Source organism: Shewanella sp. KT0246 (assembly GCF_019654955.1).
In the GTDB taxonomy this organism is placed as follows: Bacteria; Pseudomonadota; Gammaproteobacteria; order Enterobacterales; family Shewanellaceae; genus Shewanella; species Shewanella goraebulensis.
Genome location: NZ_BPEV01000020.1, coordinates 35,336 through 59,660, shown reverse-complemented (window position 1 = coordinate 59,660; position 24,325 = coordinate 35,336). Strand labels below are relative to the sequence as shown.

Below are 24,325 nucleotides of genomic sequence, written 5' to 3'. Positions count from 1 at the left end.
ACTTGGATTGTTTATGTTCTTTGAAGACCACAGCTCAAAACCAACAGCACAATCTCAATAAAGTATTTTCATAAAATTTACAAAACCCACCAAATGTAAATGATAATGATTTTCATTTATATTTGGTTAACTTTTATTTATCATCTGTTGCGAAAAAAACTCAAGCCAGAAAACAACCAAATTTTAATAGTAAGCATTAGGCTTACATAGCAGTTAAGATGATGAAATTATGAAACTTAGTCCCATATACTTGTCCATATTATGTGCTTTTAGTGTCATTCAGTGTGCTTCAGCGGCTGAAAACGATGTTAAAGATACTCCTGATGAAACTACGAACTTAGAAGTCATTGAAGTTAAAGGTCGCTACATCCAAGGCTATAATGCTCACTCTGCAAGCGGCGCATCGCGTCTCGATCTAGCGATTACAGATATTCCTCAATCTGTTTCGGTGATCACTGAAGCACAAATGAAAGACTTCCAGCTAACCGATATCAACTCTGTGCTAGATACCGCGACAGGCATCAATGTTGAACGGATTGAAACTGATAGAACATATTATACCGCACGCGGTTTTGACGTAACCAATTTCCAAATCGATGGTATTGGTTTACCGCTCACCTCGGGTAATAACCATGCTGATGAAGACACCGCAATTTATGACCGAATCGAAGTTATTCGTGGTGCAAATGGACTAATGACGGGAGTCGGTAATCCATCGGCAACAGTTAATTTTATTCGTAAACGTCCAACCGTCGAAGATCAATTATTAATATCAGGCACTTACGGCAGTGATAACAATGCCCGTCTTGAACTTGATGGCTCAATTGCCATTACAGATAAAGTGTCAGCCCGCGCCGTTGCCGTTAAGCACCAACAAGACTCTTACCTTGACCGTTACGAGCAAGATAAGAATGTCTTATATGCGTTTATCGAAGCTGAAATTACTGACAACACGACTATCTCATTGAGCCACAGCTACATTGATAACGATGCAACAGGCAATAACTGGGGCGCTTTACCCCTTTATTATACTGATGGAAGTGCAACCAACTATGATCGCTCAACCAACACTTCTGCTGATTGGTCAAATTGGCAAGTCGAAAAAAATAATACCGTATTTGAAATAAGCCACTACTTTAATGATGACTGGCGTTTACGCGGAACTTATTCTCATAAAGTCACTGACGAAGATACCGAACTATTCTATGTTTATGGCACTCCAGATAAAACCACAGGCTTGGGCCTTACGGGTTACGGCAGTGAGTATGACCTAGATGAAACCACTGATTTAGCTGACTTATATGTTGATGGTAACTTTGATTTATTCGGTCGCAATCACCAACTTGTTGTCGGTATTAACCATGCTGAATTAACGTACAACGACACTTCGTTATACGACTACACCACAGGTAATGGTTTCCCTGCTATGCCAGATTTAAATGATTGGGATGGTAATACACCTAAGCCTACATTTAACGATGGGTTAACTGGCAGTGATGTTCGCACCAAACAACAAGCCGCTTACTTCACTGGTCGATTCAACCTATTTGAAGATATGCACTTAATTGCAGGTGGGCGTTATAACACTTGGGAAGCGAGCGGCGAAGCCTACAGTGTTGACCAAGAAACTGATGCCAGTGAGTTTATTCCTTACTTAGGTATGGTGTATCGCTTTAGACCTGAGGTCATTGCTTACGCCAGTTACACAGAAACCTTCTTAGCCCAAAAAGAGCTTGATATTAATGATCAGATGCTAGATCCGGTCACAGGTGAAAGCAAAGAAATCGGGATCAAGAGTGAGTTATTTGATGGCAATCTGATAGCCAGCCTAGCTTATTTCGATGTGGAACAAACTAACTTAGCCACACTAGATGAATCTACAATTTTGCTTCCACCAGATCAACACCGTTATGTTGGTGCTGACGGAATTAACAGTAAAGGCTTTGAAATCGAATTTGCAGGTGAGCTCTACACAGGCCTTCAAGCCAGTATTGGTTACACAGATTTTGAAATTAAAGGCGATGATGTTGTTGCTGATTACACTCCAGAAAAACTATTAAAGCTAGCTGCAACTTACGAGTTTCAAAATATCGAAGGGCTATTCTTTGGTGTAAACATGCGCTGGCAAGATGATACTTCTCGTAAACAAGGCATCGTCGCAGATGGTTTCGATAATGCAGGACAAGAAATTATCACTGAACAAGAAGCCTATGCCATCGTTGATTTAATGGCTAAATATCAATTTACTGATGATATTCAATTAACTGTTAACGCCAACAATATAACCGATGAAAAATACATCACCAGCTTGTATTGGGCTCAAGGCTTTTATGGCGCTCCAGCAAATTACAGTGCAACATTAACCTGGAAACTTTAAGTTTCATTAAAGGCTTCTTGTCTCAAGGCAAGAAGCCTTTTTGTATTAATTAGAGTCAATTATGAGAAAAACATTATTTAAGTGGCACTCTTATGGAGCGCTAATTGCTATGCTGCCGTTATTGATCATTTCAATAACCGGCAGCATTTTGGTTTTTAAAGTCGAAATAGATAGCCTGTTGCGTCCTGCCCACATGGTGGTTGAGGCAGACAATACAACCGAACGTGTCAGCCTAGATACACTGATGCAAACCACACTCGATGCTAATCCAGAGTACGAACTGGGAGGTTGGGAACTATTTGATGATAAGCAGCGTTCTGATGCGGGTTATTTAATAAAGCGCGGTACAGAAGATTGGGAAAAGATTTACATTAACCAGTACACAGGAGAGCTATTGTCTCAATCTCAACCTATGGGACATTACATCACCGATTGGTTATTAGAGCTGCATTATACGTTTTTGCTTGAAGTTAAAGGGGCTTGGGTTGGTTTTGCTGCAGCGTTAATTATGCTGTTTTTAGGTATTAGTGGCATTATTTTATATCGACGCTTTTGGGCTAAATTATTCACCATGCGCATCAAAGCTGTGAGGCGTATTTTATTTAGTGATATCCATAAGTTTATCGGTATTTTAAGCTCGCCAATTTTACTTATCATGGCGTTCACTGGTGGTTATTGGAATATCGCTGGCATATTGCATGAAATCAATGAGCATGGCGACAGCGGACACGTCTATATTACCGCCCCACTTCATAGCCCAGATATTTCGTTTGAAACCTTAAGAATACAAAGCTCAAAAGAGATCCCCACCTATCAAGCAGGGTATCTTGCAATGCCCCATGAGCCTGACCGAAATATTACTTTCTATGGTGCTGTAGAGACCAACAACCCTCTCAATAGCGAATACTCAAGTATTGTCAGCTTTGATAAAACCAGTGGTGAATTAGTCCAAAAACAAGATATACGTGATGCGGGCTTTCTGATGGTATTTCTAGATAGCTTTCGTAAACTACATTTTGGTTACTTTGGCGGGCTGATTACTCGCATAATCTGGTGTTTTGTAGGCCTAATGCCTGTTATTTTAGGCTTCACCGGTCTGTATTTATATTGGAGTCGTCGCCAACAAAAAGTCATAGCCAAACGCACCAGAGTGGCCATAGACTCCCAGTCAGCGGCTTGAATCGATTCCCCCGAAAAAAGGAGCCTTAGGCTCCTTTTTTATTACTTTATTGCAATTAGTAATTTAGTAATTTAGTAATTAGTGATAAGTTGATTCACTCGCAGCGTAAACTTGCGACCAAGGCATAAGGCCAATAAAAGTAACAAGCCTAAATAACCTAAACTGCCACCAGCTTTTTCTTTAATTTCACCGTCTTTAGTCTCTGACGCTTGAGGGTATGCTAGGGCAATGAGTACTGGATCGTGATCAGATGAAGAGTAAACATTGTCAGACTTAGCTAGCTCTCCAGTATATTTACTGCTGTATTCGAACAAGTTAGATTCAACTGAATTGATATGCCAATCTTCAATAGCCACCAAACGTGCTGCTAAGCTACTATTACCTAAGGCATGATCTAAATTACCTAGCTCACCATTATAGCTATATGAGTACGTCGCTGCGCCATGTGCTTGAGCATTTAAATTAATCAGTCCAAACCCTTTATCAATCACCATGCCTTTTGGCTCATGAGCAAGTCCATTTAAGCGGGTGTGTGAGGCAGTTTTAATAACACGCTCGTTAAGATTTGCATCATAATCTGTTAGCACTGCTAATGGATCTTCTTTGCCATAGGCATTCAAATCACCTATAACCAGCACATCACCTTCTAAGTCTGTTATCGACTCACCGATAACCTTAGCGGCAGAGACTCGAAACGCATTACACTTGCCCTGTAAGTCCTCGGGTTCAGAATCTTCATTAAAGCTTAACCAGTCCTCTAAGCAACCTGAGCCTTTAGATTTAAAGTGATTCACCACAACTGTCAGTTTTTGAGCATTTACCAAAAAGCCTTGCATTAAGCTGTGACGTTGATATTTATGATAAGCAGGGTTGGTTTCCTTCACGCCATCATTGATACGTGTCACCACTCCCTCTTCGATGTGTTGTTCAGGCGTAACAATAACCTTTGCTATACCGTCTAAAGTGACAACTTCGGGTCTATATAACAGACCGACAGCAATGGCATCTGAGCCAACAAAGCCACCATTGTCAGTGACTTCAACAAATTGATAAGCAAGTTCAGCTGGCAGCTTTGCATTAAGTGCCTCAACTAAGTTCTGGATGGCACTTAACTCACCAAAGCCATTATTTTCAACTTCCATTATGCCAATAATGTCTGCATTCATTGCCGCCATTGCATTAACGATTTTTGTTCGCTGCAACAGCATTTCTGACTCAATCTTTGCACCTCGATTGTGACCTAATGGATTAGGATCACCGCCAAATTCACTATTAAAGAAATTCAGCACATTAAAACTGGCTACACGCAAGTCACCTTGATTAGTGATCGCTGGCTCCACGCTGCGGTCGTTATTACGAACAAAATCGCTGGCGCCAATCTCATTGATTGGCATAAAGCGATATTTATCATAGCTATAGCCAATAACACCCTCAATATTGGTCAAGGTATCACCAATACGAATATAACCATTATCGGCATTAAAGTTTGGAAAATACGGCACTTCGCCATGCTCAGCTTTATAATCAGATTCAACAACAAGCTGATTCGCTATATTGGCACTATGCAATGCGATTGCGTCGGTGGATAACGGTGAATAAACCTGAGTAGCTTTAATCAATGGCGCTTGATGTGACAACACCATGTTATTACGGTATGAGTCATAATCGAGGCTAAATGAACGCGTAACTTTCATTTCGCTCGCTGTTGTTAACACAACTTTCATGCCTTCAAGTCGCTCAAGAGCTTGCACTAAACTTTGGCCTTCTTGAACCTGTAAAGGCGTGGCAGCAAGCTCACCTAGATGGTTGCCGAGTGTAAATTTTTGCTGCTGTTCAATATTGATTTGAGTAAAGCCTGAATACTCTTGTACTTTACCTGTGACACAGATTTCCATCCCTGGGACGATTTTTGCTGGTGCTGAGTCTCCCCAATGCACAAAAATACCATCAGATGTCAAAGGTGAGCCGTCTCCTTGTGGGTCTTGGATAAAGAAACCTTTATACAACCTATCGGCTCGAGCTGTAACCACCCCTGTGGTGGTTACTTCATGTATGGATTCATTGCCACCCTCAGCACCTAATGGACTAGTAGAACCTGCTCCTTGGATCTCATAAATCGGCGTAATGGTTTTGCCTTCACACAAAACCTTCCCCGCAGTTGGCGCATTTGTTGTAACAACTTTGGCTAGTACCTGCATCGGCACAACCAGAATAGTAGCCAACGACATTACTGATAATATGCTCACTCTCATTTTTCATTCCAATTTTATTTTTATGCACATTGAAGCAATTTATTAACAGAATTTTTAAGCACTAATTCATTAAGCCAATACATTAAAAAGGAGCCGAAGCTCCTTTATAATTTATCATTCAATTACTATTGAATTATTACTGAATTCTAATAACAGACGTTAGCAATTAATATTTTGCAGCCTCATTTTCTTTTGGCATCGTCGCTTCAATAAACTCACGTAAATCTTGATTCGATTGCTTTAGATCTTCTGAACGCAAGTACATCATATGGCCACTACGGTAACCTTTAAAGCTTAAGCGGTCTTTCATTTTGCTACTTGGATCCAATTGCCACATGCTGTATTTAGCATCAAAGTAATTAGTTGCACCGTCATAATAACCCGCTTGTACCATGACATTTAAATAGGGATTTTGTGCCATTGCCTGACGTAGGTTTTCACCAGTTTTATTGTTCGTGCGATCCCAAGGGTGCACATTACCCAACATGTAATACTTGATGTCAGTTTTATAATTGAGTTCTTCACGCATGTATGCATTAATCGCAGGCGTGAATGAATGTAACCATGAGGTTAACTCTGCATTGTAATCAGGGCTATCGCCGACATCTTGTTTATCAATACCAAGATAACGAGAGTCTAAACGGCCAATAGTTTGCCCACGTTCACGCAATAACTCTTTCCAAAAAAATCGCGTTGATACATCAAGGTTTGACTTAAGTACCGCATCGACGCTCAAACCTGAGAAGTGAGCCACTTTTTCTGCAATTTTCTGTTTATGATCCGGTGCAATAAAGCCGCCCATCGCCAATGCTGGAATATATTCATTAATCGTGAAGGCTTCAACTTCAGGTAAGAACTCGGTTAAATCAGTCTGTTGTAAATCATCAGCTAATGCCTTGTGAAACCAAGCCGCTGCTGCAAAGTACGGTAAGCGGTTAGCAGACTTAACAGGACCTTTACGTTCAATACCGATATCCGTCGGTGACACAAGTACTACACCATTAAGGTACATCCACTGGCGGTTTTGTAGCTCTAATGCTAAGCCAGAGACTCGTGTAGTACCGTAACTTTCACCAATTAAATATTTAGGTGAGCGCCAGCGTTCGTTGCGGGTCACAAAAGTATTAAGCCACTCAGCAAGGTATTTTATGTCGGCGTTAACACCGAAAAACATCTCTTGTTGCTTATCTTTACTTGGCATCTCGCCATCAGCATTTGGCAACACTCTTGAATAACCAGTATTAACTGGGTTTACATAAACAATATCAGCAATATCCAAAATTGAATGAGGATTCGCTTTAACCCCGTATGGCTGCAACGGATAACCTTCATCATCCACATTGATTGCTCTTGGGCCTGTATAACCAATATCCATCCATACTGAAGCAGAACCTGGTCCACCATTAAATGAGATCAATAACGGTCTTTTAGCAGTGCTGCGGACATTTTCACGTTGATAATAGGTATAACTAAGGGTTGCTACAGCATCGCCATTGTCATTCCAAACTGGCTGAGTTCCCACAGTGGCGGTATAGGAAAAGCTATTACCATTGACTTTGGTTTTATGTTCCGTGACAACGGTTTGATCAACGGCAATTTTACGGCTGTATTCTGCTATCGATGCTGAATTCGATTTGTTTTTAGCTGTATTTTCGGCATATGCCGTTGCTGAAATTAGCATTGGAGAAATGCAAAGCAGCGTTGCTGCAAGAGTAATAGCCTTCATACCTGTTCTCATTTTTTATCAATCTTGGGTACTTGTGTGGGTATATTAAATGTCCAAATGTCTAATAGTGCAATCAAAGTGTTATCCTAAGTACTGCAACACGTTAACAAATAATAGTAAAATATTGATTTAAAGAATGTTTTAGATAGAACATTAATCGTAAGCAAACGTACATTCACATTTTTATAAAATGATCTTGTGAAAAATACACTTACAAAGGAAAGGGTTAGGGAAGAACCATTCATGAATTATAACGGCACCTTAAGTACAAAAGTACAAAGCTGGCAACAACCCAATTGGCCACAAAATGCTAAACATTGGACAGAGTATGAACTCAATAAAAAGCACTTCCGCTTAATTGGGGAACTGCAACAAGTTAAAGGTTGGACCCTAGGCTATGTTTTAAGGCAGACAACTTATTCTGGCGATGTATTTTTTAAAGCTACGGCTTTCCTGCCTTTATTCTCAAACGAAGCCAGTCTGTGCGCCAAGTTATACGAACTCTTTCCACAATATAGTGCTGAGGTCATCGCATTTGATGCCAGCCAACAATGGATGCTAACAGCAAGTTTTGGTGAAGCATTTGTTGATACTGTGCCCTTGAGCGATTGGGCAAAGCCATTCGCCGCTTTTGCAGACCTGCAGATATCATCTGTTAATTATATTAATGAGTTAGAAAGTGCTGGTTGTATCCGCCGCGATATCACAGCTATTCCTAAGCAACTTAGAAGCACATTTCAAAATGAAGCAATAACGTCTCGATTACCGCAAGAGCTTAACCTGTCGGCGGAAAACCTAAACCACGTCATTAACCACCTAATCACAGCAATTGCCGCCTTATCAGCATTTAAGATACCCAATACATTGGTTCACAGTGACTTACATATAGAAAATATTGCTCCTGCGAGCGCTCGCCACCAAGAGCTTAATTATGGCGATAATCAAAGGGACAAAGGGTTTGTTTTTTTTGATTGGAGCGATGGCTGCATTAGCCACCCTTTTATCGACGGTACCTATTTATTTAGAATGGATGATAGCGAAGATAAGCAATATGTTATTGATGCGTATTTATCCCGATGGAGCAAATATGGCTCACGCGATGAGCTGATACAAGCTTGGCAGCTCGCTGAGGTTATTTGTTATGCCCATCAAGCTATTTCGTATGCGGGGATGCTGCACATTCTGACTCAGGAAGAAACACCAGATTTAGTCATCGCCTTTGAAAATGCCTTTAAGCGGTTTTTAAGTAAAGCGATGAATTAATAGCAATATCAAACACTACAAATGAGCTTGTTTACCATGTAATACAATAAGCTCAAATTTGCTCGTATTGTCTGCTTACCTCCCATGTAACAAAAGCATTAAAAAAGCACGGAATTTGTCAAAAAATCGTATCAAATCCTGTTTACCTGCTCTAAAATTCGATTAATTTCCATCACTGAAGCATCGGCAATATGAAACAAGTTGAATTTCGTAATATTGATAAGCTGTTTATCAAAATGTCTATTAACGACAAGTTCTGGACGATATTTGGACTATTTTTACTGATTGTTAGCTGTATCTCGATTAACAGTTACTTCAACAGCATAAATCAAATAGAGCAAAGCTCAATGACAGTGCTCACTGAAAAGGTGACTGCTACGGTCAATACGCTTGAAGCAACTGGACAACTTGAGCAAGCGAGTGCTGCAGGGTTATCTGTATCTGATTTTAACCAACAAAGCGATCGTAATGGCAATAACGTTACAGCGGTAGTTCAAGCAAATGGACAATACTTTTCATTAACTGAATCAGTTCGTAACGTTGAAAGTGATGCCAAACAAGCGGCATTATATAGTTTATTACTGTCTTTTTTATGGGTACTGCCTTTTGCATTAGTGATCTACTGGAATGCGACCTTTATTGGTGGTGCATTATGGGTGCTTTGGGACACCACTGCTAAAATCGGTAAAGGTGACTTAACTTCTCGCTTAGGTTTTCACCCAGGTCGTGATGAATTTGGCACCATTGGCTGCGCATTAGATCAAGCAATGGATACATTAACCGAGTTGGTTGTCACTGTTAAAAAGAGTGCCGACACCTTACACACTACATCAAGCTCATTTGCCGATGAGACTCAGCAAAGCGCAGAACAAATCGATCAACAATATATTTCATTGGACTCTGTTGCTACGGCTATGGAAGAAATGACAGCTTCATCTTTAGAAGTATCCAATATAGCTAAAAATACCACGCAACAGGTTGAGCAAGACTCTGAATACACTAAGCAAAGCTACAACCGTGTAAAACGTGCTATTGAAGAAATTCAGCAGTTATCGACTTACATCGAAAAAACTTCAGATTCGGTTGGTAGCTTAAAAGAAAATGCCACCAAAATTAATGAAGTTATCACCACCATTAATGCCATTTCTGAGCAAACAAACTTGCTGGCATTAAACGCCGCTATTGAAGCTGCAAGAGCAGGTGAAATGGGTCGTGGATTTGCCGTAGTTGCCGATGAAGTACGTACTCTTGCCAGCCGAACTCAATCTGCGACAGTTGAAATTCAGACTATGATTGAGCAACTCCAGTCTGAAACTCAAAACATCGATAGCATTACGCAAGATACTGTTAAGCAAGCACAAAGCAGTAGCGACCTTATCACCAATATTGGTACTGATGTTAACGCCATTGCTGAGTCTTCTCGCTCAATCATGGACATGAGTTTCCACATATCAACATCATCAGAAGAGCAAAGCGCTGTGGCCAATGACATTGCCAAAGAGCTAACAGAAATTAGGGTTAAGTCGAATACTATCCGTGATCTTGCTAATCAATCTTCAAATGGTGTAGTTGATTTATCTGAAGCTTCAGCTAATTTAGGCCGAATTTTAAGTAACTACCAAACCGCCAAATAGAGACGCTGATAAAAAACCAATAAAATGCCGATAATGATTATCGGCATTTTTGTCTTTGAACTTAGCTAATAGGTATTATCCGCTAATTCATTAATCATTCTCGCTACAACGATTGCCAGCAAGTTTATAGCTGATGAAGGGTGTAACCAAACTGACTTTGGCTATCTTTAGTTAATACAAAGCTGTAATTGGTATCACCGTCAAAGCTGATTAATTCAGATTGGTAAAGCAAGGTTTGAGTGCCGTTATCAGACTCATAAACCACATTAATTTCATAATCATCTTGTGGCATGACGAGGCTTTCTTGCTCTGCAAAATCGATATCTTCAATGGTATATTCTGCGGACTCAATGGTTTCAGAACTATTAACAAAGTAAACGGTTAAGTCATCGTAATCTTGCGATAAATTAACGATATCAACATTGTATTCGTAAGCTCTTGGGCGCATATCATGCTCAATAACCATCCCTTTAACGCTGTCATCTTGGTATAACAACAAAGTTCGAATATCGTCCTGATTAAAGGTCACTAGCACATTGTCTAGAATAACCTCAGAACTTTCGGCGTTTGTCACCGTCACCCCGTAGTCATTAAAGCCCGTTTGTTGGAAATCACTCACAGTAAACGGTGTAATATCGTGAAGGTAATGAGATTCTAATTTACTGTCCACATCCACATCTAAGGTGATGTCTTCAAGGCCGTTAAAGACTCTAAAGTCAGCTGTTGAGTCAATATTGGTATATGACACTGGTGTAGAAGTAGAATCAACGCTGTCTAAGGTAATCTTTAAATCCCCAGAACCAAAGCTATTACGAAGTACAAATTTATAAACAGTTTCGGTGGTTAAGCTCATACTGTTAGTGGTATACACCACATTATCAGTACCTTGCTCAGTCAAGTAAATAACATACTCGTCGGTGTCTAACATTAACTCGGTGGTGTAACCACGATAATCGATGCTGCCCAGCATAGTGGCGTCTTGATATTCATCGCTATCAAGCGAAATATAGGCATCATACGCCATGTCTTCAGACGTCACATTAGCAACCAACACCTGCATTTTGCTGTAATCTTCATCGTCATCATCATTCATATCATCCATGTCACTGCGATCGTAGCTGATATCTAATAACTCAGGTGACTGGTAGTCGCCATAGAGCACAAATAAATGATTTTCTTCACTACTGAAGCTCATATCCTCACTATAAATCGTCACTGTGTCTTCATTTTCGTCCTGACCATAAATCTCCATCTCGACGCTACCAGTGTCGTAGCCATAACGTGGCATTGAATCCCCAAACTCAATATCACTGTACTCATAGTCGTCTAAAACAAGGGATGTGGCAGTACTATTGGCTGAGGCATTATAATACTGAATATAGGCCGAACTATCTGAGCTCTCGTCACTGTCATCACTTGAGTCGCATCCAACAAGAGCTACACTTCCTGCGCAAAATATCATCAAGCTGAACACATTTTTATTAAACATATCTACTCCGTTAACTATTTAATTACATTCTCAAGAGATAGGACAAAGCAGGGATGTAAGTGACTGTAAATAAGTGTAAAGATAAGAAATCCAGCGTAAAGACTTAACAATGACAAAATATGGATACAAAAAAGCACTGCCAGTGCAGTGCTTTTGACGATAAAAATACCGAAGGAATTAACTACCCGCGATTTTCATTTCACTCAGTAAAATACCACCGGTACGAATTGAAGAGCGCAAGTCTTGATCTTTAGCGACCCCTTGGATCCCCATAAACATGTCTTTTAAATTACCTGCTATGGTGATTTCTTCAACTGGATACTGGATCACGCCATTTTCAACGTAAAAACCTGCAGCGCCACGAGAATAATCACCCGTGACCATATTCACGCCTTGACCCATAACTTCTGTAACAATAAGGCCAGTACCCATCTCTTTAACTAACTCGTCAAAGGTTTGCCCTGTATTGCTTAAGGTCCAGTTATAAATACCACCAGCATGACCGGTATTCGGTAGTTCAAGCTTACGAGCCGAATAACTGGTTAGTAGATAAGTTTCTAGTTGGCCACGATCAATGATTTGACGCTGCTGAGTCGCAACGCCTTCACTGTCGTAGTTTGCACTTGCCAGTGCGCCGATAAGATGCGGGTCTTCTTCAATGCTGAACCAATCAGGAAAGAGTTGAGTATTGATTGAATCTTGTAAAAAGCTCGATTTACGATACAAACTGCTACCGCTAATTGCGCCAATCAAGTGACCAATCAAACCTGTAGCAATTTCAGGCGAAAACAAAACCGGTAAATTCGAAGTTGGAATTTTACGAGCGTCAAGACGATTTAAAGTCTTATTTGCCGCTAATAATCCAACTGATTCAGGCGTCATTAACTCATTATATTTACGCGCAATCGTATAATCATAATCGCGTTGCATGTTGCCATCAGCTTCTTCGCCAATCACAACACAACTTAAGCTGTAACGTGAGCTGCAATAACCGTTTAAAAAGCCGTGGCTGTTACCGTAAACTTTGGCTGCAGTGTGAGCATTCGCGGTCGCACCATCTGAGTGCTGCACACGCTTATCAACCGATAAACTCGCTTCTTCAGCACGGATAGCTAATTGAGCTAACTCATCTGGAGTAACATCTTGCGGGTGATATAAGTCTAAATCACGAATGGTTTGGGCCATCAGCTCTTTATCCGCTAAACCACTAAAAGGATCTGACGACGTATATTTTGCAATGTCATCAGCAGCTTTTACTGCAACAGCAATTGCTTCAGGGCTCAAATCTGACGTTGATGAGCTACCTTTGCAACCGTCACGATATACGGTAATGCCTAATGCGCCGTCTTTATTAAATTCAACGGTTTCAACTTCTTTTTCACGGGTTGAAACCGATAATCCTTGTTGTTTACTAATGGCGACTTCAGCAGCGCTCGTGCCTAGTTTTTTTGCATGTTCTAATGCTACAGCAACGGCATTTTTTAACGCCGCTAATTCAGTATCAATATTTTGGGTAGACACAAACTTACTCTTTAGTTTCCATTGTTGCGCCTAGCATATCAAATTCAAAACTGTATTGATAACCATCAAAACAAGGATTTAGGCGCACAAATAGGCTTAAATAAACTAACCTATAGGTATCATGTTGAATTATCACTTAATGCATGTGAATTAGTTTTAAAGTAAATCGTCGACTTAACGTATATTCAGTGGCCGCAATAGCCTCTGAAGTGTTATTATTCGCCGATATTTATTAGAGGTTATTTACTATGAAAATTGTCGGCGATTCAGATCACTTCCACCAGCCATATGACAATGACGATGATTACGTCAGCAGAACAGAATTCAAAAAAGAAAGCGAAGATGCGCAAGAACTAGGCATGCGCCTAATTGCGTTGAGTAAGTCACAGCTAGACAAAATTGGCTTAGATGAATTCTTGTATGATGCTGTACTAAAAACAAAGAGCATTAAACCTAAAACTGAGGCGTACCGTCGCCACCTTCAGTATATTGGTAAACTGATGCGTGGTTTTGAACACGAACCGATTATTACAGCCCTGAATAATGTGCTGAATAAAAACAATAATGAAACTGCTCAAGTTCAGATTATTGAAAAACTTCGTGCGCGTTTACTTGAAAATCCAAATGAAGAAGTGGAAGCACTATTAGCTGACAATCCGGCATTTGAACGTCAAAAACTACGTCAACTTATTCGCCAGGCCACCAAAGAATTGGCAAAAAGTCCTGATACTGAGTCAAAATCTCATAAAGAATTATTTAAATATTTACGCGCGGGTTTAGCCGACTAAAACTACATTTACAAGGATGTTGCTGATGCTACTAAAAAAAATAAAATACGCACTGCCTTTATCAATAGCTTCACTTGGTTTACTCGGGTTACTTACTGGTTGTAATGGCCCGTCTGATGACAATGACAATGGTGGAGGCGAAGATGGTAGTTATAGTATCAGCGTCAGCTATCAAACCGTTGTTGATGGTCAATGTGATGCTGATACAGACTCACTGACATTTGATATTAACGAAAGCTTTTGTGCTGTTGCTCAGCTAAAGCTATCAAATAGTAATGTTAGCGGCGCCATTGTCAATTTTGTTCCTGATTTTGGCAACGCCAGTGCTGACAGTAAATTAACTGACAGTGATGGCCTTGCCAGCGTCTTCATCAGCTCAACGGACAGTGCGGTTGGCGCAGGCACCCTAACGGTGACATACAATCCTGACGATGCTGATACAGATAGTGTCAGTGCCAGCAAAAACTATCAATTTGAAGATAGCAATACCATCCCCACTCCTGACTCAATCTCAGTGACTGCCAGTATTACTCAATCAGGTCAAACTGTTACCAGTTTCAAAATCGACCAGCCTGTACTGCTGACTGCCAATGTCCTTGATGGCACCAACCAGCCAATTGCGGATCAGCTAGTTACTTTCCAAGCAGGTAATGCAAGCTTATCGCCAAATACTGCGCTGACTTCTGCAGACGGTATTGCGACGGTAAGTTATACCGCAACTAGTAGCGATCTTGGTGCATACACTTTAGTGACCAGCACTGACTATAATGGAACAACGATTACGGGCACTAGTGCATATCAAGTATTAGCCAGTGATGAAGTCATCCCTGATGGCACACTCAAATTTGGTTATATCGACAGTGACAACACTTTCCATGAAAATGAACTTGGTTCAACCTTAGTTGCAAACACTGATGGTGAATACGTTATTGGAGCAGGTGCTAGCTTTGGCGTTATTGCTGATATCATCGTCGAAGCTGATGATGGAAGTTTCACCCCACTACAAACACCAACGAGTGTTTCATTCACTTCCGATTGTGTTGTTAATGCTGATGCCAGCATTGACTCACCAGTGACGTCATCAGCGGGCCAAGCACGTTCGACGTATCAAGATACTAGTTGTAGTGGTAATAGTTTGCGTAGTGAGCAAATCGTGGCATCCGCTGTCGTTGGTAGTGAAACATTCAGTGCCACGTTTGATTTCTCTTTAGAACGTCAAACATTAGGCAGCTTAAGCTTTATTTCTGCAGAACCAACGCAAATTCGCATTAAAGGCGCAGGCGGAACAGGGTCAACAGAAACATCATTGGTGACCTTTTTAGTTAGCAGTGCCAGTGGCCAACCAGCGGCTCAGCAAGCAGTAAACTTTAGCTTAGATACTATCGTTGGCGGCTTGAGTTTCGCCAATGGTGAAACCACCAGCGAAGCTACCAGTAATTCTGAAGGCCTAGTCACAGTGACAGTTCAATCTGGCACCATTCCAACTCCTGTTCGAGTGCTTGCCTCTGCAACAGACTCAGACTCTGGCGATACAATTACTACCCAGTCAGAACAGTTAACTGTGAATACTGGTTTGCCACAACAACTAGGCTTTAGCCTCTCACCATCATTATTTAATCCTGAAGCAGGAAGTATTGATGGCACTGAAGTGACAATGACAGTGTTTGCCTCTGACAGTTTTGGTAACCCCGCACCTGATGACACAACGGTAAATTTCACGACTGAAGGCGGCCAAATACAACCATCTTGTTCAACTGTAAACGGAACATGCTCAGTGATTTGGACATCTGCTGATCCTCGCCCGACTGATCATCGCGTGACGGTACTAGCCTATGCATTAGGTCATGAAACCTTCTTCGATACCAATGGTAACAACATATTTGATGATGCCGACGGCGGTGTGATTTTAAATGCATGCCTAGACAGTGCTGATAATGCAATTGCCTGTACCGGTAACGGCATGGATAGAGAAACCTATCATCAAGGTGGCTTCAGCGACATAGGCGATGCCTATAGAGATGATGATGAAATAGGAGCCTACGTTCCAGGTAAACCATTCTTCAGTGCACAAGGTAATAGCAGTTACTCAGGTCCTGATGGCAAGTTTAATGGCCCACAATGTGAAGGTAGTCAGTGCGGTGAAGACCAAGCGAATAAAACCTATATCCGCTCAGCTACAGTACTCACCATGGCTGGCTCAGTTGCGAGTATCATTCCAACAGATATTGATGGTGGATTATTAACTAGCCTAACATTAGCACCAGAAGAAATGACCACGGTATTAATTGAACTATATGATAGTGCACGACAAGTTATGCCAGCAGGTTCTACGCTAACTATCGCAGCCATTAACGGCGCAGTTAACTTTAATGGTTATACCGTGCCAAACGCTACTTGCTTCACATACTCTGATGGGGACTTAACCCACGCCTGTGATCAGGTGGCAACTAAGTTTATTTATACAGCTGCCGATGAAGTTGGTGAAGATATCATCACCTTCACAGTGACAACCCCTGCAGGATTAATAACGAACTCAGATATCAGTGTCACAGTTCAATAAGTAACAACATTATCGAATTCAAATAGTAGATATTAATTTGGTTCATTTTAAAGCTCGCTTCGGCGAGCTTTTTATTTGTTTGTTGAAAAATCAGTTCACTAAGATATACTCGCTCACGATTTAAGAAGACAGGGTTCGTTTTCTTACGATTTAAGTATTCAATTTAAATCTACTCGCTTAAAAGGATCTTTACATGCGTTTTTCCGCTATTTTAGCCACTCTTGCAGGCTGCGCTTTACTGACAGCTTGTGCATCAAAACCTATTATCGCTCAAAACAAAACCGTTGAATATGACGGTCAAACACTGGTATTTTCTGGGATTTACGATACCGATAAAAACAAAATTGAGCTTTCTGTTAATGGCGATCCATTAATGAAAGGCCGTTTCCCTCCATATACACCAACTCAAAACTTAAAGAGTAAATATGGTGACCTTAAGATTGAAGGCAAATGTTACTTTGGCTCTGTATTAGGTGATCAAGGTGGAGCATTCGGTGCTGTAGCTGGGATTATCCAATCTTCCAAATCAAGCACTGGCGATAAATGTGAAATGTTCGTCAATAACAAACCAATGGAAAACCTTTACTTCTAAAAGGTGACCACTACATCGTAGAAAACGAGCCCTAGCCTATTTCAAGCCATTTCTATGGCTTGATCTCAAGTACCTAAAACCTAGTTTTTACCCAAGGTTTGCACTAGTTTGGTGCCAATGAGCAACTGCAGTGATTGCTACGTGAGTTTAAGCTAGCAAAACCGCTTAACTGCAGCCATTCTAGTTGGCTCGGCAATTGCTTCATGAGTTATTTAGTTATACGAGATACCCATGTTACCTTTACATACCTCACTTAGAGGTTTGCGTTGTTTTTGCGTAGCGGCTGAATGCCTCAGCTTCAAAGAAACCGCTAATAGATTATTTCTAACTCCTTCAGCAGTCAGTCATCAGATAAAACAGCTAGAAAAAACACTGCAACAAAGCTTATTTAAACGTCAAACTCGGGCAGTTTTGTTGACAGAAGCTGGTGAACGATTTTATCAGCAAGTGGCTCCAATCATGGTGCAGCTGTCAGAAACCGTTAATAACTTCACTCAATCAACGACAAAGCTTGAAGTCAGTATTTCTATGCCTGAATTTTTTGCCAGCGAACTGTTTGTTCCACAATTAGTTGGTTGGTCGACAGAGTATCCACACATCAACTTAAAGCTAGACACAGTTAAAACCCGCGCAGCTCAAACAAGTCAAACCGATCTTTCTATCGTACTTTCAGGCTCGCGTCGTAATGATGAAAATTGCTATGAGTTGTTTCCCCTCAGATATATTCCCGCATGCAGCCCTGCGCGATACGAACAACTTAAATCTGCTGGCTTAGCTGCGCTTTCCCAATTGCCTTTAATCGTCCATCAGGCAAGACCACACTCATGGGAACAATGGGCGGAGTCGGTCAATATAAGCTCTTTTTCGCCAAAACAGGTCATTCAATTAGACAGCATGTTTAGTGTTGCACGCGCAGCTGAGCAAGGCATTGGTATCGCCTTAATCCCCTTACCCATAAGCCAAGCTTGGTTCGACAATCAAAGCTTAGTCGCTTTGTATTCCGAAACACTTAACAGCCATGATAAGTATTACCTACTCAATCATGGCGGTACTCAGGACAAGCATAAAGCTGCTCCAGAAGTGCAACAATTAATAAATTGGATCTTAAGCCGATTCAATTTTTAATACTCAGCATCGATAAGTGAAAAAAACTCACTTATCGATGCGAATTTTCTCGTTTGTCAGTTAGATATGTTTTGCCTAAATTAGCCATGTAGCAACTCGCTACTACCTATAAAGGAATATAAACATGAAAAACACTAAACTTGCTTCATTGATAACTGCAAGCCTACTACTTGCTTGTTCTGGTAATGTATTTGCCGCAGCAGTTGAGACAACCAGTTATAAAATGGTGTTAATTGAAGATATGCCTGGCGTTGATGCGATTCAGTCAGGCGACTTAGTTGAAGGTATTGAATTAACTAAATCCGCCAAGAACTCAGCCATCGACACTTATACTCGTAACCTCAATTTGTGCGTTGGTTACACTAAAATGTCAAAGTTTGAAATTGCAGAAACCGTCTGCTCTGAAGCAGTAAAAATGGCAGTCAACGCAGACAAATTACCGTCAATGCAAATGCGCGCATACGCATACAATAATCGCGGCGTGATGAAAGTGCTGGCCAATGACAATGTTGGCGCATTGGAAGACTTCAAAAAAGCAGCTAAAGCAACCCATGAGCCAATCTATAAGCAGAATTTAATTCGCTTAGAAACAGCACTGAATAACACTGAAACGGGAACATTATAATTTGGAAGAGGATAAACAGCGACAGCGAAAATTAACGCTGCAAACTCATAATTTAGAGATACCGATAGACATTGAGCTAAAGCAGTCAATGTCTATTTTTTATTTCCCTAAATCGCCACTAAAGATTTAAAGTTGAAGGTTTATGGCTAAAAATTTATGACTAAAGGTTTATAACTAAAGGGTTTATGGCTAAAATTTTATGATTAAGATTTATAACTAAAGCATTGATAGATAAATATTAAGGTACAAACTGCAACTATCAGCGCATAGCCAATAAGCAGATTCGACTCTAATTCGCTTCTAGCCTTCGTTTTACACCGATGAAAGCCAGTAACATGAACAAAGCAAACAATGCCCACATTTGCAGCCACTGCGGAAGAACAGTTACCCAATCAGCTCCCATTTGGTTTAACTCCAACATACCTAAAATAGCTGGCACTGCAGGGATAACCTGAGAGACTTGCACTAATAAATCTGGGATCAAGGCCAACGGCCACACAAATCCCGATACAAAGAGTATTGGCATAGACACTAACAATAACACTTGAGTGGGCAGCTCTCGTTTAACGAACAAACTACTCAATGCAATTCCGCAAGCTGTTGTGGATAATAAGAATGGCAACATGAATAAACTGACTTGCCCCAATGTCGCCTGAACGCTGACATCGTACCAATAGAAGCAATAACCTAAATAAAAACTAGAGAACAAGGCATAGATAAGGCCAAAAACAGTCAGTCGAGCCCCTATTAATGCGATAGGTGACACTTGATTCCAATAGCCCTTTTTACGCCATTGTCCCGCGCCTAATATCCCTGTACCAATCAGCAAAGTTTGATGCAATATAAGTAAGAATAGTCCCGGTACAACATAAGGGGTGTAACCTAAACTTGGATTAAATGCTGGCACACTATTAATATTGACTGAGTTTAAGCTTTGCTGAGCCTGCTTAGGATTTTGTCCCCGTGCTAATAAACCCACCATTTGAATTTGTTTACCTGCATCCATGCCTGCGCTGATTAAACCTTCTGCAATAGCAGAGTATATGAGGAAGTAACTCGCATCGCCGCCGTAACTTAATGTAGCGCCTTTACCCAGTAACAAGTTGCGCCTAAAGCCCTCGGGTATAACCAACAAACCATGAGCTTTAGATTCAGAGATCCATTGCTGTGCTTCATTTATACTGCCAAGTTGCGCCACAATATTAATTTTGGGGCTAGCGTCAGCATGTCTGAGTAATTGCCGACTTAATGAGGAATTATCGTGATCGACCACGACCACCATTTGCTCTGTGGGTACTTGATTTAAATAAGGCAATGGGTACAAGACTGAATAAAATAGCACTCCGCCAAACATGGTCACCACAATGGCTTTATCCGCTAAAATAGCCTTTAGTTCAGCAAGCAATAATTGTAGCCAACTCATAAGCTCGCCTCTTTATTGGCTTGCTCTTTATTCACTCGTCCTGAAATTAGCGAGTCAGCTTGTTGATCCACACTCTGCTTACCATAGACGACTCTGTATAAACCCCACGCCAGAGCAAGGACAATCAAAAAATACCAGTAAGATAAAAATTGCGTTAGTACCTGTTGGAAACCAGCCCCATAACTGATCACACTGATATGAGAATCGATATAGTGGCTTGAAGGCATGATTAAGCGCCACCACTGAGCTAATAACGGCATATCATTGACCGGAAATGTCACTCCCATAAACGCAAATGCTGGAGCAAATAACGCAGTACAAAAACTAACACTACGAGCAGGCTCTCGCATCAATAAAAATACTAAAATCACTAGGGTCCATAATGCCAGTAGCATCATGACCAATGCCACCACTAATAAGCTCATAGAGCCTGCAATCGGCAAACTCAAATAACCATATAACCACACCAGAATAAAGCTGCCATGAAGCGCCATAATAGGCGTGTAGAAAAGCACTTTGCAGCCAACTTGACGCCAGAAGTCATCGGGTAAAAGGTAGGCATCATTTTTGCTGATTAACGAATCATTAAGCGAATTAACGAACGTCATCATAGCGAGTAATTGCAGCAGCGCAATCAGCACGGGCGGCACTAAAAAACCAACATAGTTGTTGTTGCGATTAAACAATGCCGTAGTTTGGCTAGTCACAGGGCTTAAATTTACCGCCACCGAGGCACTATTCACTCCATTTAGCAGTTGCTTTAATCCAGCAACTTCCATTAAGCCTGCGCCTAAACTCAGTTGTAACTGGCTAGATAGCAACTTACCAACCAATAAAAACTGGCTGTTATAACGAATATCTACTGTTGGAGTGCCACTGGTTAATAGTGACTTTTTAAATTCATAAGGAAACAAAACAATGGCATAAACTTCAGCTTGTTTCATCGCCGCTTCAGCATCAGCTAATTGGGTATAAGCTATCGGTTTGATTACTGAGTTGGCTGTTAAGTTACGAATTAGCGTACGGGTTAACTGACTATTGTCTTGATCAACCACAGCTACAGGTAGTTGCCTTGGTAAGCCTGCGCTAAATAACCACCATAGGCACAAAATACTGATAAGCGGTATGTAAGTCACCAAGGCAAGCTGCCAAGGAGAGCTCCATAAACGCTTAAGTTCTTGTTTTAGTAAAACCCGCATTTTCGCACCTTAATCTTTCGCCTTACTGATAATGCTATTTTGCACTTAGCAGCACAGACATACCCACTCTTAAATCAGCAATAGGTCTATTTGGACGAAGTTCTACTTCAAAGGTTCGCATATCGAAGTCATGACCGCTTTCTGTAGAACGCCAAGTAGCAAAACTGCCCATCACACTAATATGAGCAATGGTAAACTCTTCCGTTACCTTTAAAGCTGGAATGGTCAGCGATACGGTTTGACCTTGCTTGAAATCAGCTAATTGATCTTCACGCAGTTGCATCACCGCCCAAGCATCTGAAATATCAATCAAGCTCACAACAGGGAAACCACTTGGTGCTAACTCGCCAGCTTGTAGTAACACTTCGCTGACTTCGGCCACCTTAGGCGAGCGCATTTGGCTGTCGGCTAAAATAGCGTTAACTTCTTTTACTGCACCTTCTGCCATACGGGCATTACCGGCAGCTGCGGCTTTCGTTTCTACTCGTGCACCTTCATCAGCCATTTGATACATAGCTAATGCCGCTTGTTCGGTGTATTGCGCCGCTTTCCATTGGGTGAATGCTTCGTCGCGCTTTTGTCTGGCCACTACGCCTTCATCAAATAAGTTTTCTACTCTTTGATAAGTCGTCTCCATTAAGTCTGTTGCGGCTTTAGCTTTTAACCATTGCTCTTTTGAGGCGGTGACTTGCTGTTGACGCGCACCATTATCCGCCTCTTGCTGCATGGCTTTGGCTGCATCTCTTCCGCCCTCAGCTTGCATCAGTTTTGCATCTAACTCAGGGCTGTTAATCGCAAATAATAAATCACCCACCGCAACCTTATCACCACGGCGAACCATGACTTGTTCAACTCGGCCGGGCACCTTGGATGAGATGTTATATTCACGAGCTTCTATTTGCCCCTGTAAAATGGTCTGTTTCGGCTCAAACGCTAACTTTAGTCCGTAGGCTAATATTCCTAGCAGAAAAATAATTGCGATTACGGCAATAATTCGATTAGCCCGCATGTTGCTGCTCCTGTAATTGGGTTCGACCAATAAATTCATCTAGTTGACCACTAATAGCCATTAATCTTGCATAAGCTTGTACATAACGATATTGCGCCCCGAGTTGCTGTGTTTTAACGGCACTCAGTTTGAGCTCAGCATCCACTCTATCAATTGATGTCGATAGCCCTTGATTGAATGCTAATTCACGTAAACGTAGATTCTCTTTCGCGAGGGCAAGTGAGGTATTTAGCGCTTTTACTTCTTCATCAGCTTGCTGTAATTGACGATAACTTTGATCAACCAATAAGCTTAAATCTTGTTGAGTTTGGGCTTTGGTGTATTTAGCTTGAAGCAATGCACTTTGGGCAGCCTCTACCTTGCCACTACGACCATCTCGGGCAAATAACGGAACATTTACCCCAACACCAACCATCCAATCTGGTTCTATTTGCGAGAACAAACTGTCGTCCTCATACAAGGTGTAATTACCGTATAAAAACACCGTCGGGTGATAACGCCCCTTTTCTAATTGAATAAGACCATTGGCTTGCGCTTCCTTTGCTTCAAGCAATTTCAACGCAGGATGCTGTGTTAACGTTAATTGGCTTAAACGGGGAAGCGATGGCGAGTGAGCTAGGCTGAATAACCCGGAGGTTGGACTCACATCGGTAAGTTGCAACATTCTAGATAGCGCAATTTGTGCCATTTCATTTTGACGCTTAGAACTGCCTAGATTTACCTTGGCATTTTCTAATGCAACTTGAGCATTTAAGCGTTCAACTTTGGCTATCTGCCCCTCACGTTCCAACTTTTGCGCATGGGACTCATGCTCAGCCAACGAATCAACCAATTGTTGATTGGTATTCACTAAGGTTTGGGTAACGGCCACGGCAAAATAACGGTCGACTAACTGGGTAAATAAGTCACGAGAAGTCAGAGCATATTCATGCTTTTTCTCTTCAACATGTGCGGCATGAATACCTTGGGCAGCAGTAATTTTACCCCCCGTATAGATTGGCCACATCGCTTGTAAGCTAGCACGAAAAATATCTTGTTCAGTAAATGGGGTGACAAATAATGAGCCTGGGATAGCTGCTAATGCTTCACCTAATGCAGGAGGCAAGCCTGATGGGTCAATTGCCGCTAATGGATTAAGGTCGCGTAAATCAAGTTCAATTGGTTTTTCTAAACGAGTATAACTACCAGCAAGGTTTAACGAAGGTAAATTCATATCTTCGCCTGCACGCTCTTCTGCTTCAGCGCGGCTAACTTCTTGGGATTGAGCTTTAAGCTTATCGCTAACAGTTAATAATTGCTGCCAAGCGCTGTTAAAGGCGAGGGGCTCTGCCTGAGCAGGAAGGACGAACGAACATAACGCCAGCAAGGATGACAGCAACCATTTACGCTTCTTGAAAACTGTTGAGTCATTAGCTCTTAAACAATATGCTTTTGTAATCCAAAAGCTTGAGCACAACAAACTCGAACTGAAAACTGCTAAATGCCTCATTAACCTTATCCTTTAAGTAGAGCAATTACTCTATTGATGGCGAATTATAACTAGTTTTACTTTTCACATCTAC

The 24,325-nt window shown here is 41.2% G+C and carries 17 protein-coding genes; 9 read left to right on the top strand and 8 right to left on the bottom strand.

What is annotated here, in order from left to right:
• Nucleotides 1-229 precede the first annotated feature (229 nt).
• Nucleotides 230-2,377 carry a TonB-dependent siderophore receptor gene (locus tag K5Q58_RS11635; RefSeq protein WP_220754099.1) on the top strand — a complete coding sequence of 716 codons (2,148 nt, stop codon included), beginning with the start codon at nt 230-232 and terminating at the stop codon, nt 2,375-2,377.
• A gap of 61 nt (nt 2,378-2,438) precedes the next feature.
• Nucleotides 2,439-3,557: a PepSY domain-containing protein gene (locus K5Q58_RS11630; RefSeq protein ID WP_220754098.1), complete on the top strand. Its 1,119-nt coding sequence runs from the start codon at nt 2,439-2,441 to the stop codon at nt 3,555-3,557.
• Between the two features lie 71 nt (nt 3,558-3,628).
• Here K5Q58_RS11630 and K5Q58_RS11625 read toward each other — a convergent pair whose 3' ends face one another.
• Entirely contained in the window at nt 3,629-5,809 is a 2,181-nt protein-coding gene (locus K5Q58_RS11625; RefSeq protein ID WP_220754097.1) for an ExeM/NucH family extracellular endonuclease, read from the bottom strand.
• A 166-nt stretch (nt 5,810-5,975) separates the two neighbouring features.
• A complete protein-coding gene (locus tag K5Q58_RS11620; RefSeq protein WP_220754096.1) occupies nt 5,976-7,535 on the bottom strand; it encodes a S10 family peptidase in 1,560 nt (519 codons plus the stop codon).
• A gap of 243 nt (nt 7,536-7,778) precedes the next feature.
• Between K5Q58_RS11620 and K5Q58_RS11615 the strand changes: the two genes are divergently transcribed.
• The gene (locus K5Q58_RS11615) at nt 7,779-8,798 is read left to right on the top strand and encodes a hypothetical protein (RefSeq protein WP_220754095.1); all 1,020 of its coding nucleotides are present in this window, start codon (nt 7,779-7,781) and stop codon (nt 8,796-8,798) included.
• A 191-nt stretch (nt 8,799-8,989) separates the two neighbouring features.
• A complete protein-coding gene (locus tag K5Q58_RS11610; RefSeq protein ID WP_220754094.1) occupies nt 8,990-10,432 on the top strand; it encodes a methyl-accepting chemotaxis protein in 1,443 nt (480 codons plus the stop codon).
• 124 nt (nt 10,433-10,556) lie between these two features.
• Here the strand turns inward: K5Q58_RS11610 and K5Q58_RS11605 are convergent, their stop codons facing one another.
• On the bottom strand, nt 10,557-11,921 hold the full coding sequence (locus K5Q58_RS11605) for a hypothetical protein (RefSeq protein ID WP_220754093.1): 1,365 nt from the start codon (nt 11,919-11,921) through the stop codon (nt 10,557-10,559).
• A gap of 177 nt (nt 11,922-12,098) precedes the next feature.
• Nucleotides 12,099-13,442 (bottom strand): metalloprotease PmbA, encoded by a 1,344-nt coding sequence (gene pmbA, locus K5Q58_RS11600; RefSeq protein ID WP_220754092.1) that lies wholly within the window; start codon nt 13,440-13,442, stop codon nt 12,099-12,101.
• A gap of 248 nt (nt 13,443-13,690) precedes the next feature.
• On the opposite strand from pmbA, the gene yjgA reads away from it, so the two are divergent.
• The 5 genes from yjgA (at nt 13,691) to K5Q58_RS11575 (ending at nt 19,132) form a co-directional block, all read left to right on the top strand.
• Nucleotides 13,691-14,230, top strand: coding sequence for a ribosome biogenesis factor YjgA (gene yjgA / locus K5Q58_RS11595; RefSeq protein ID WP_220754091.1), 540 nt, complete (start codon nt 13,691-13,693; stop codon nt 14,228-14,230).
• Between the two features lie 25 nt (nt 14,231-14,255).
• The gene (locus K5Q58_RS11590; RefSeq protein WP_259651326.1) at nt 14,256-16,790 is read left to right on the top strand and encodes an Ig-like domain-containing protein; all 2,535 of its coding nucleotides are present in this window, start codon (nt 14,256-14,258) and stop codon (nt 16,788-16,790) included.
• Between the two features lie 193 nt (nt 16,791-16,983).
• Nucleotides 16,984-17,382 (top strand): hypothetical protein, encoded by a 399-nt coding sequence (locus tag K5Q58_RS11585; RefSeq protein WP_220754089.1) that lies wholly within the window; start codon nt 16,984-16,986, stop codon nt 17,380-17,382.
• A 231-nt stretch (nt 17,383-17,613) separates the two neighbouring features.
• On the top strand, nt 17,614-18,507 hold the full coding sequence (locus tag K5Q58_RS11580; protein WP_220754088.1) for a LysR family transcriptional regulator: 894 nt from the start codon (nt 17,614-17,616) through the stop codon (nt 18,505-18,507).
• Between the two features lie 124 nt (nt 18,508-18,631).
• Entirely contained in the window at nt 18,632-19,132 is a 501-nt protein-coding gene (locus K5Q58_RS11575) for a hypothetical protein (RefSeq protein ID WP_220754087.1), read from the top strand.
• Nucleotides 19,133-19,421: 289 nt separating this feature from the next.
• Here the strand turns inward: K5Q58_RS11575 and K5Q58_RS11570 are convergent, their stop codons facing one another.
• From K5Q58_RS11570 to K5Q58_RS11555, 4 genes are read right to left on the bottom strand one after another with little or no spacing between them, the layout of a single operon-like run.
• On the bottom strand, nt 19,422-20,555 hold the full coding sequence (locus K5Q58_RS11570; RefSeq protein ID WP_220754086.1) for an ABC transporter permease: 1,134 nt from the start codon (nt 20,553-20,555) through the stop codon (nt 19,422-19,424).
• Entirely contained in the window at nt 20,552-21,754 is a 1,203-nt protein-coding gene (locus K5Q58_RS11565; protein ID WP_220754085.1) for an ABC transporter permease, read from the bottom strand. The genes K5Q58_RS11570 and K5Q58_RS11565 overlap by 4 nt, the downstream gene beginning before the upstream one ends.
• 34 nt (nt 21,755-21,788) lie before the next feature.
• Nucleotides 21,789-22,763, bottom strand: a complete 975-nt coding sequence (locus tag K5Q58_RS11560; RefSeq protein WP_220754084.1) for an HlyD family secretion protein — start codon at nt 22,761-22,763, stop codon at nt 21,789-21,791.
• Complete coding sequence (locus K5Q58_RS11555; protein ID WP_220754083.1) at nt 22,753-24,252, bottom strand: TolC family protein; 1,500 nt, start codon at nt 24,250-24,252, stop codon at nt 22,753-22,755. The genes K5Q58_RS11560 and K5Q58_RS11555 overlap by 11 nt, the downstream gene beginning before the upstream one ends.
• Between the last annotated feature and the right edge of the window lie 73 nt (nt 24,253-24,325).

Bases quoted from the DNA above. Each gene is read 5' to 3' on its own strand.
- K5Q58_RS11635 (WP_220754099.1), top strand. From the start codon at position 230: ATGAAACTTAGTCCCATATACTTGTCCATATTATGTGCTTTTAGTGTC.
- K5Q58_RS11570 (WP_220754086.1), bottom strand. From the start codon at position 20,555: ATGAGTTGGCTACAATTATTGCTTGCTGAACTAAAGGCTATTTTAGCG.
- K5Q58_RS11585 (WP_220754089.1), top strand. From the start codon at position 16,984: ATGCGTTTTTCCGCTATTTTAGCCACTCTTGCAGGCTGCGCTTTACTG.
- K5Q58_RS11560 (WP_220754084.1), bottom strand. From the start codon at position 22,763: ATGCGGGCTAATCGAATTATTGCCGTAATCGCAATTATTTTTCTGCTA.
- K5Q58_RS11625 (WP_220754097.1), bottom strand. From the start codon at position 5,809: ATGAGAGTGAGCATATTATCAGTAATGTCGTTGGCTACTATTCTGGTT.
- K5Q58_RS11590 (WP_259651326.1), top strand. From the start codon at position 14,256: ATGCTACTAAAAAAAATAAAATACGCACTGCCTTTATCAATAGCTTCA.
- K5Q58_RS11610 (WP_220754094.1), top strand. From the start codon at position 8,990: ATGAAACAAGTTGAATTTCGTAATATTGATAAGCTGTTTATCAAAATG.
- K5Q58_RS11575 (WP_220754087.1), top strand. From the start codon at position 18,632: ATGAAAAACACTAAACTTGCTTCATTGATAACTGCAAGCCTACTACTT.
- yjgA (WP_220754091.1), top strand. From the start codon at position 13,691: ATGAAAATTGTCGGCGATTCAGATCACTTCCACCAGCCATATGACAAT.
- K5Q58_RS11630 (WP_220754098.1), top strand. From the start codon at position 2,439: ATGAGAAAAACATTATTTAAGTGGCACTCTTATGGAGCGCTAATTGCT.
- K5Q58_RS11580 (WP_220754088.1), top strand. From the start codon at position 17,614: ATGTTACCTTTACATACCTCACTTAGAGGTTTGCGTTGTTTTTGCGTA.
- K5Q58_RS11620 (WP_220754096.1), bottom strand. From the start codon at position 7,535: ATGAAGGCTATTACTCTTGCAGCAACGCTGCTTTGCATTTCTCCAATG.
- K5Q58_RS11555 (WP_220754083.1), bottom strand. From the start codon at position 24,252: ATGAGGCATTTAGCAGTTTTCAGTTCGAGTTTGTTGTGCTCAAGCTTT.
- K5Q58_RS11565 (WP_220754085.1), bottom strand. From the start codon at position 21,754: ATGCGGGTTTTACTAAAACAAGAACTTAAGCGTTTATGGAGCTCTCCT.
- K5Q58_RS11615 (WP_220754095.1), top strand. From the start codon at position 7,779: ATGAATTATAACGGCACCTTAAGTACAAAAGTACAAAGCTGGCAACAA.
- K5Q58_RS11605 (WP_220754093.1), bottom strand. From the start codon at position 11,921: ATGTTTAATAAAAATGTGTTCAGCTTGATGATATTTTGCGCAGGAAGT.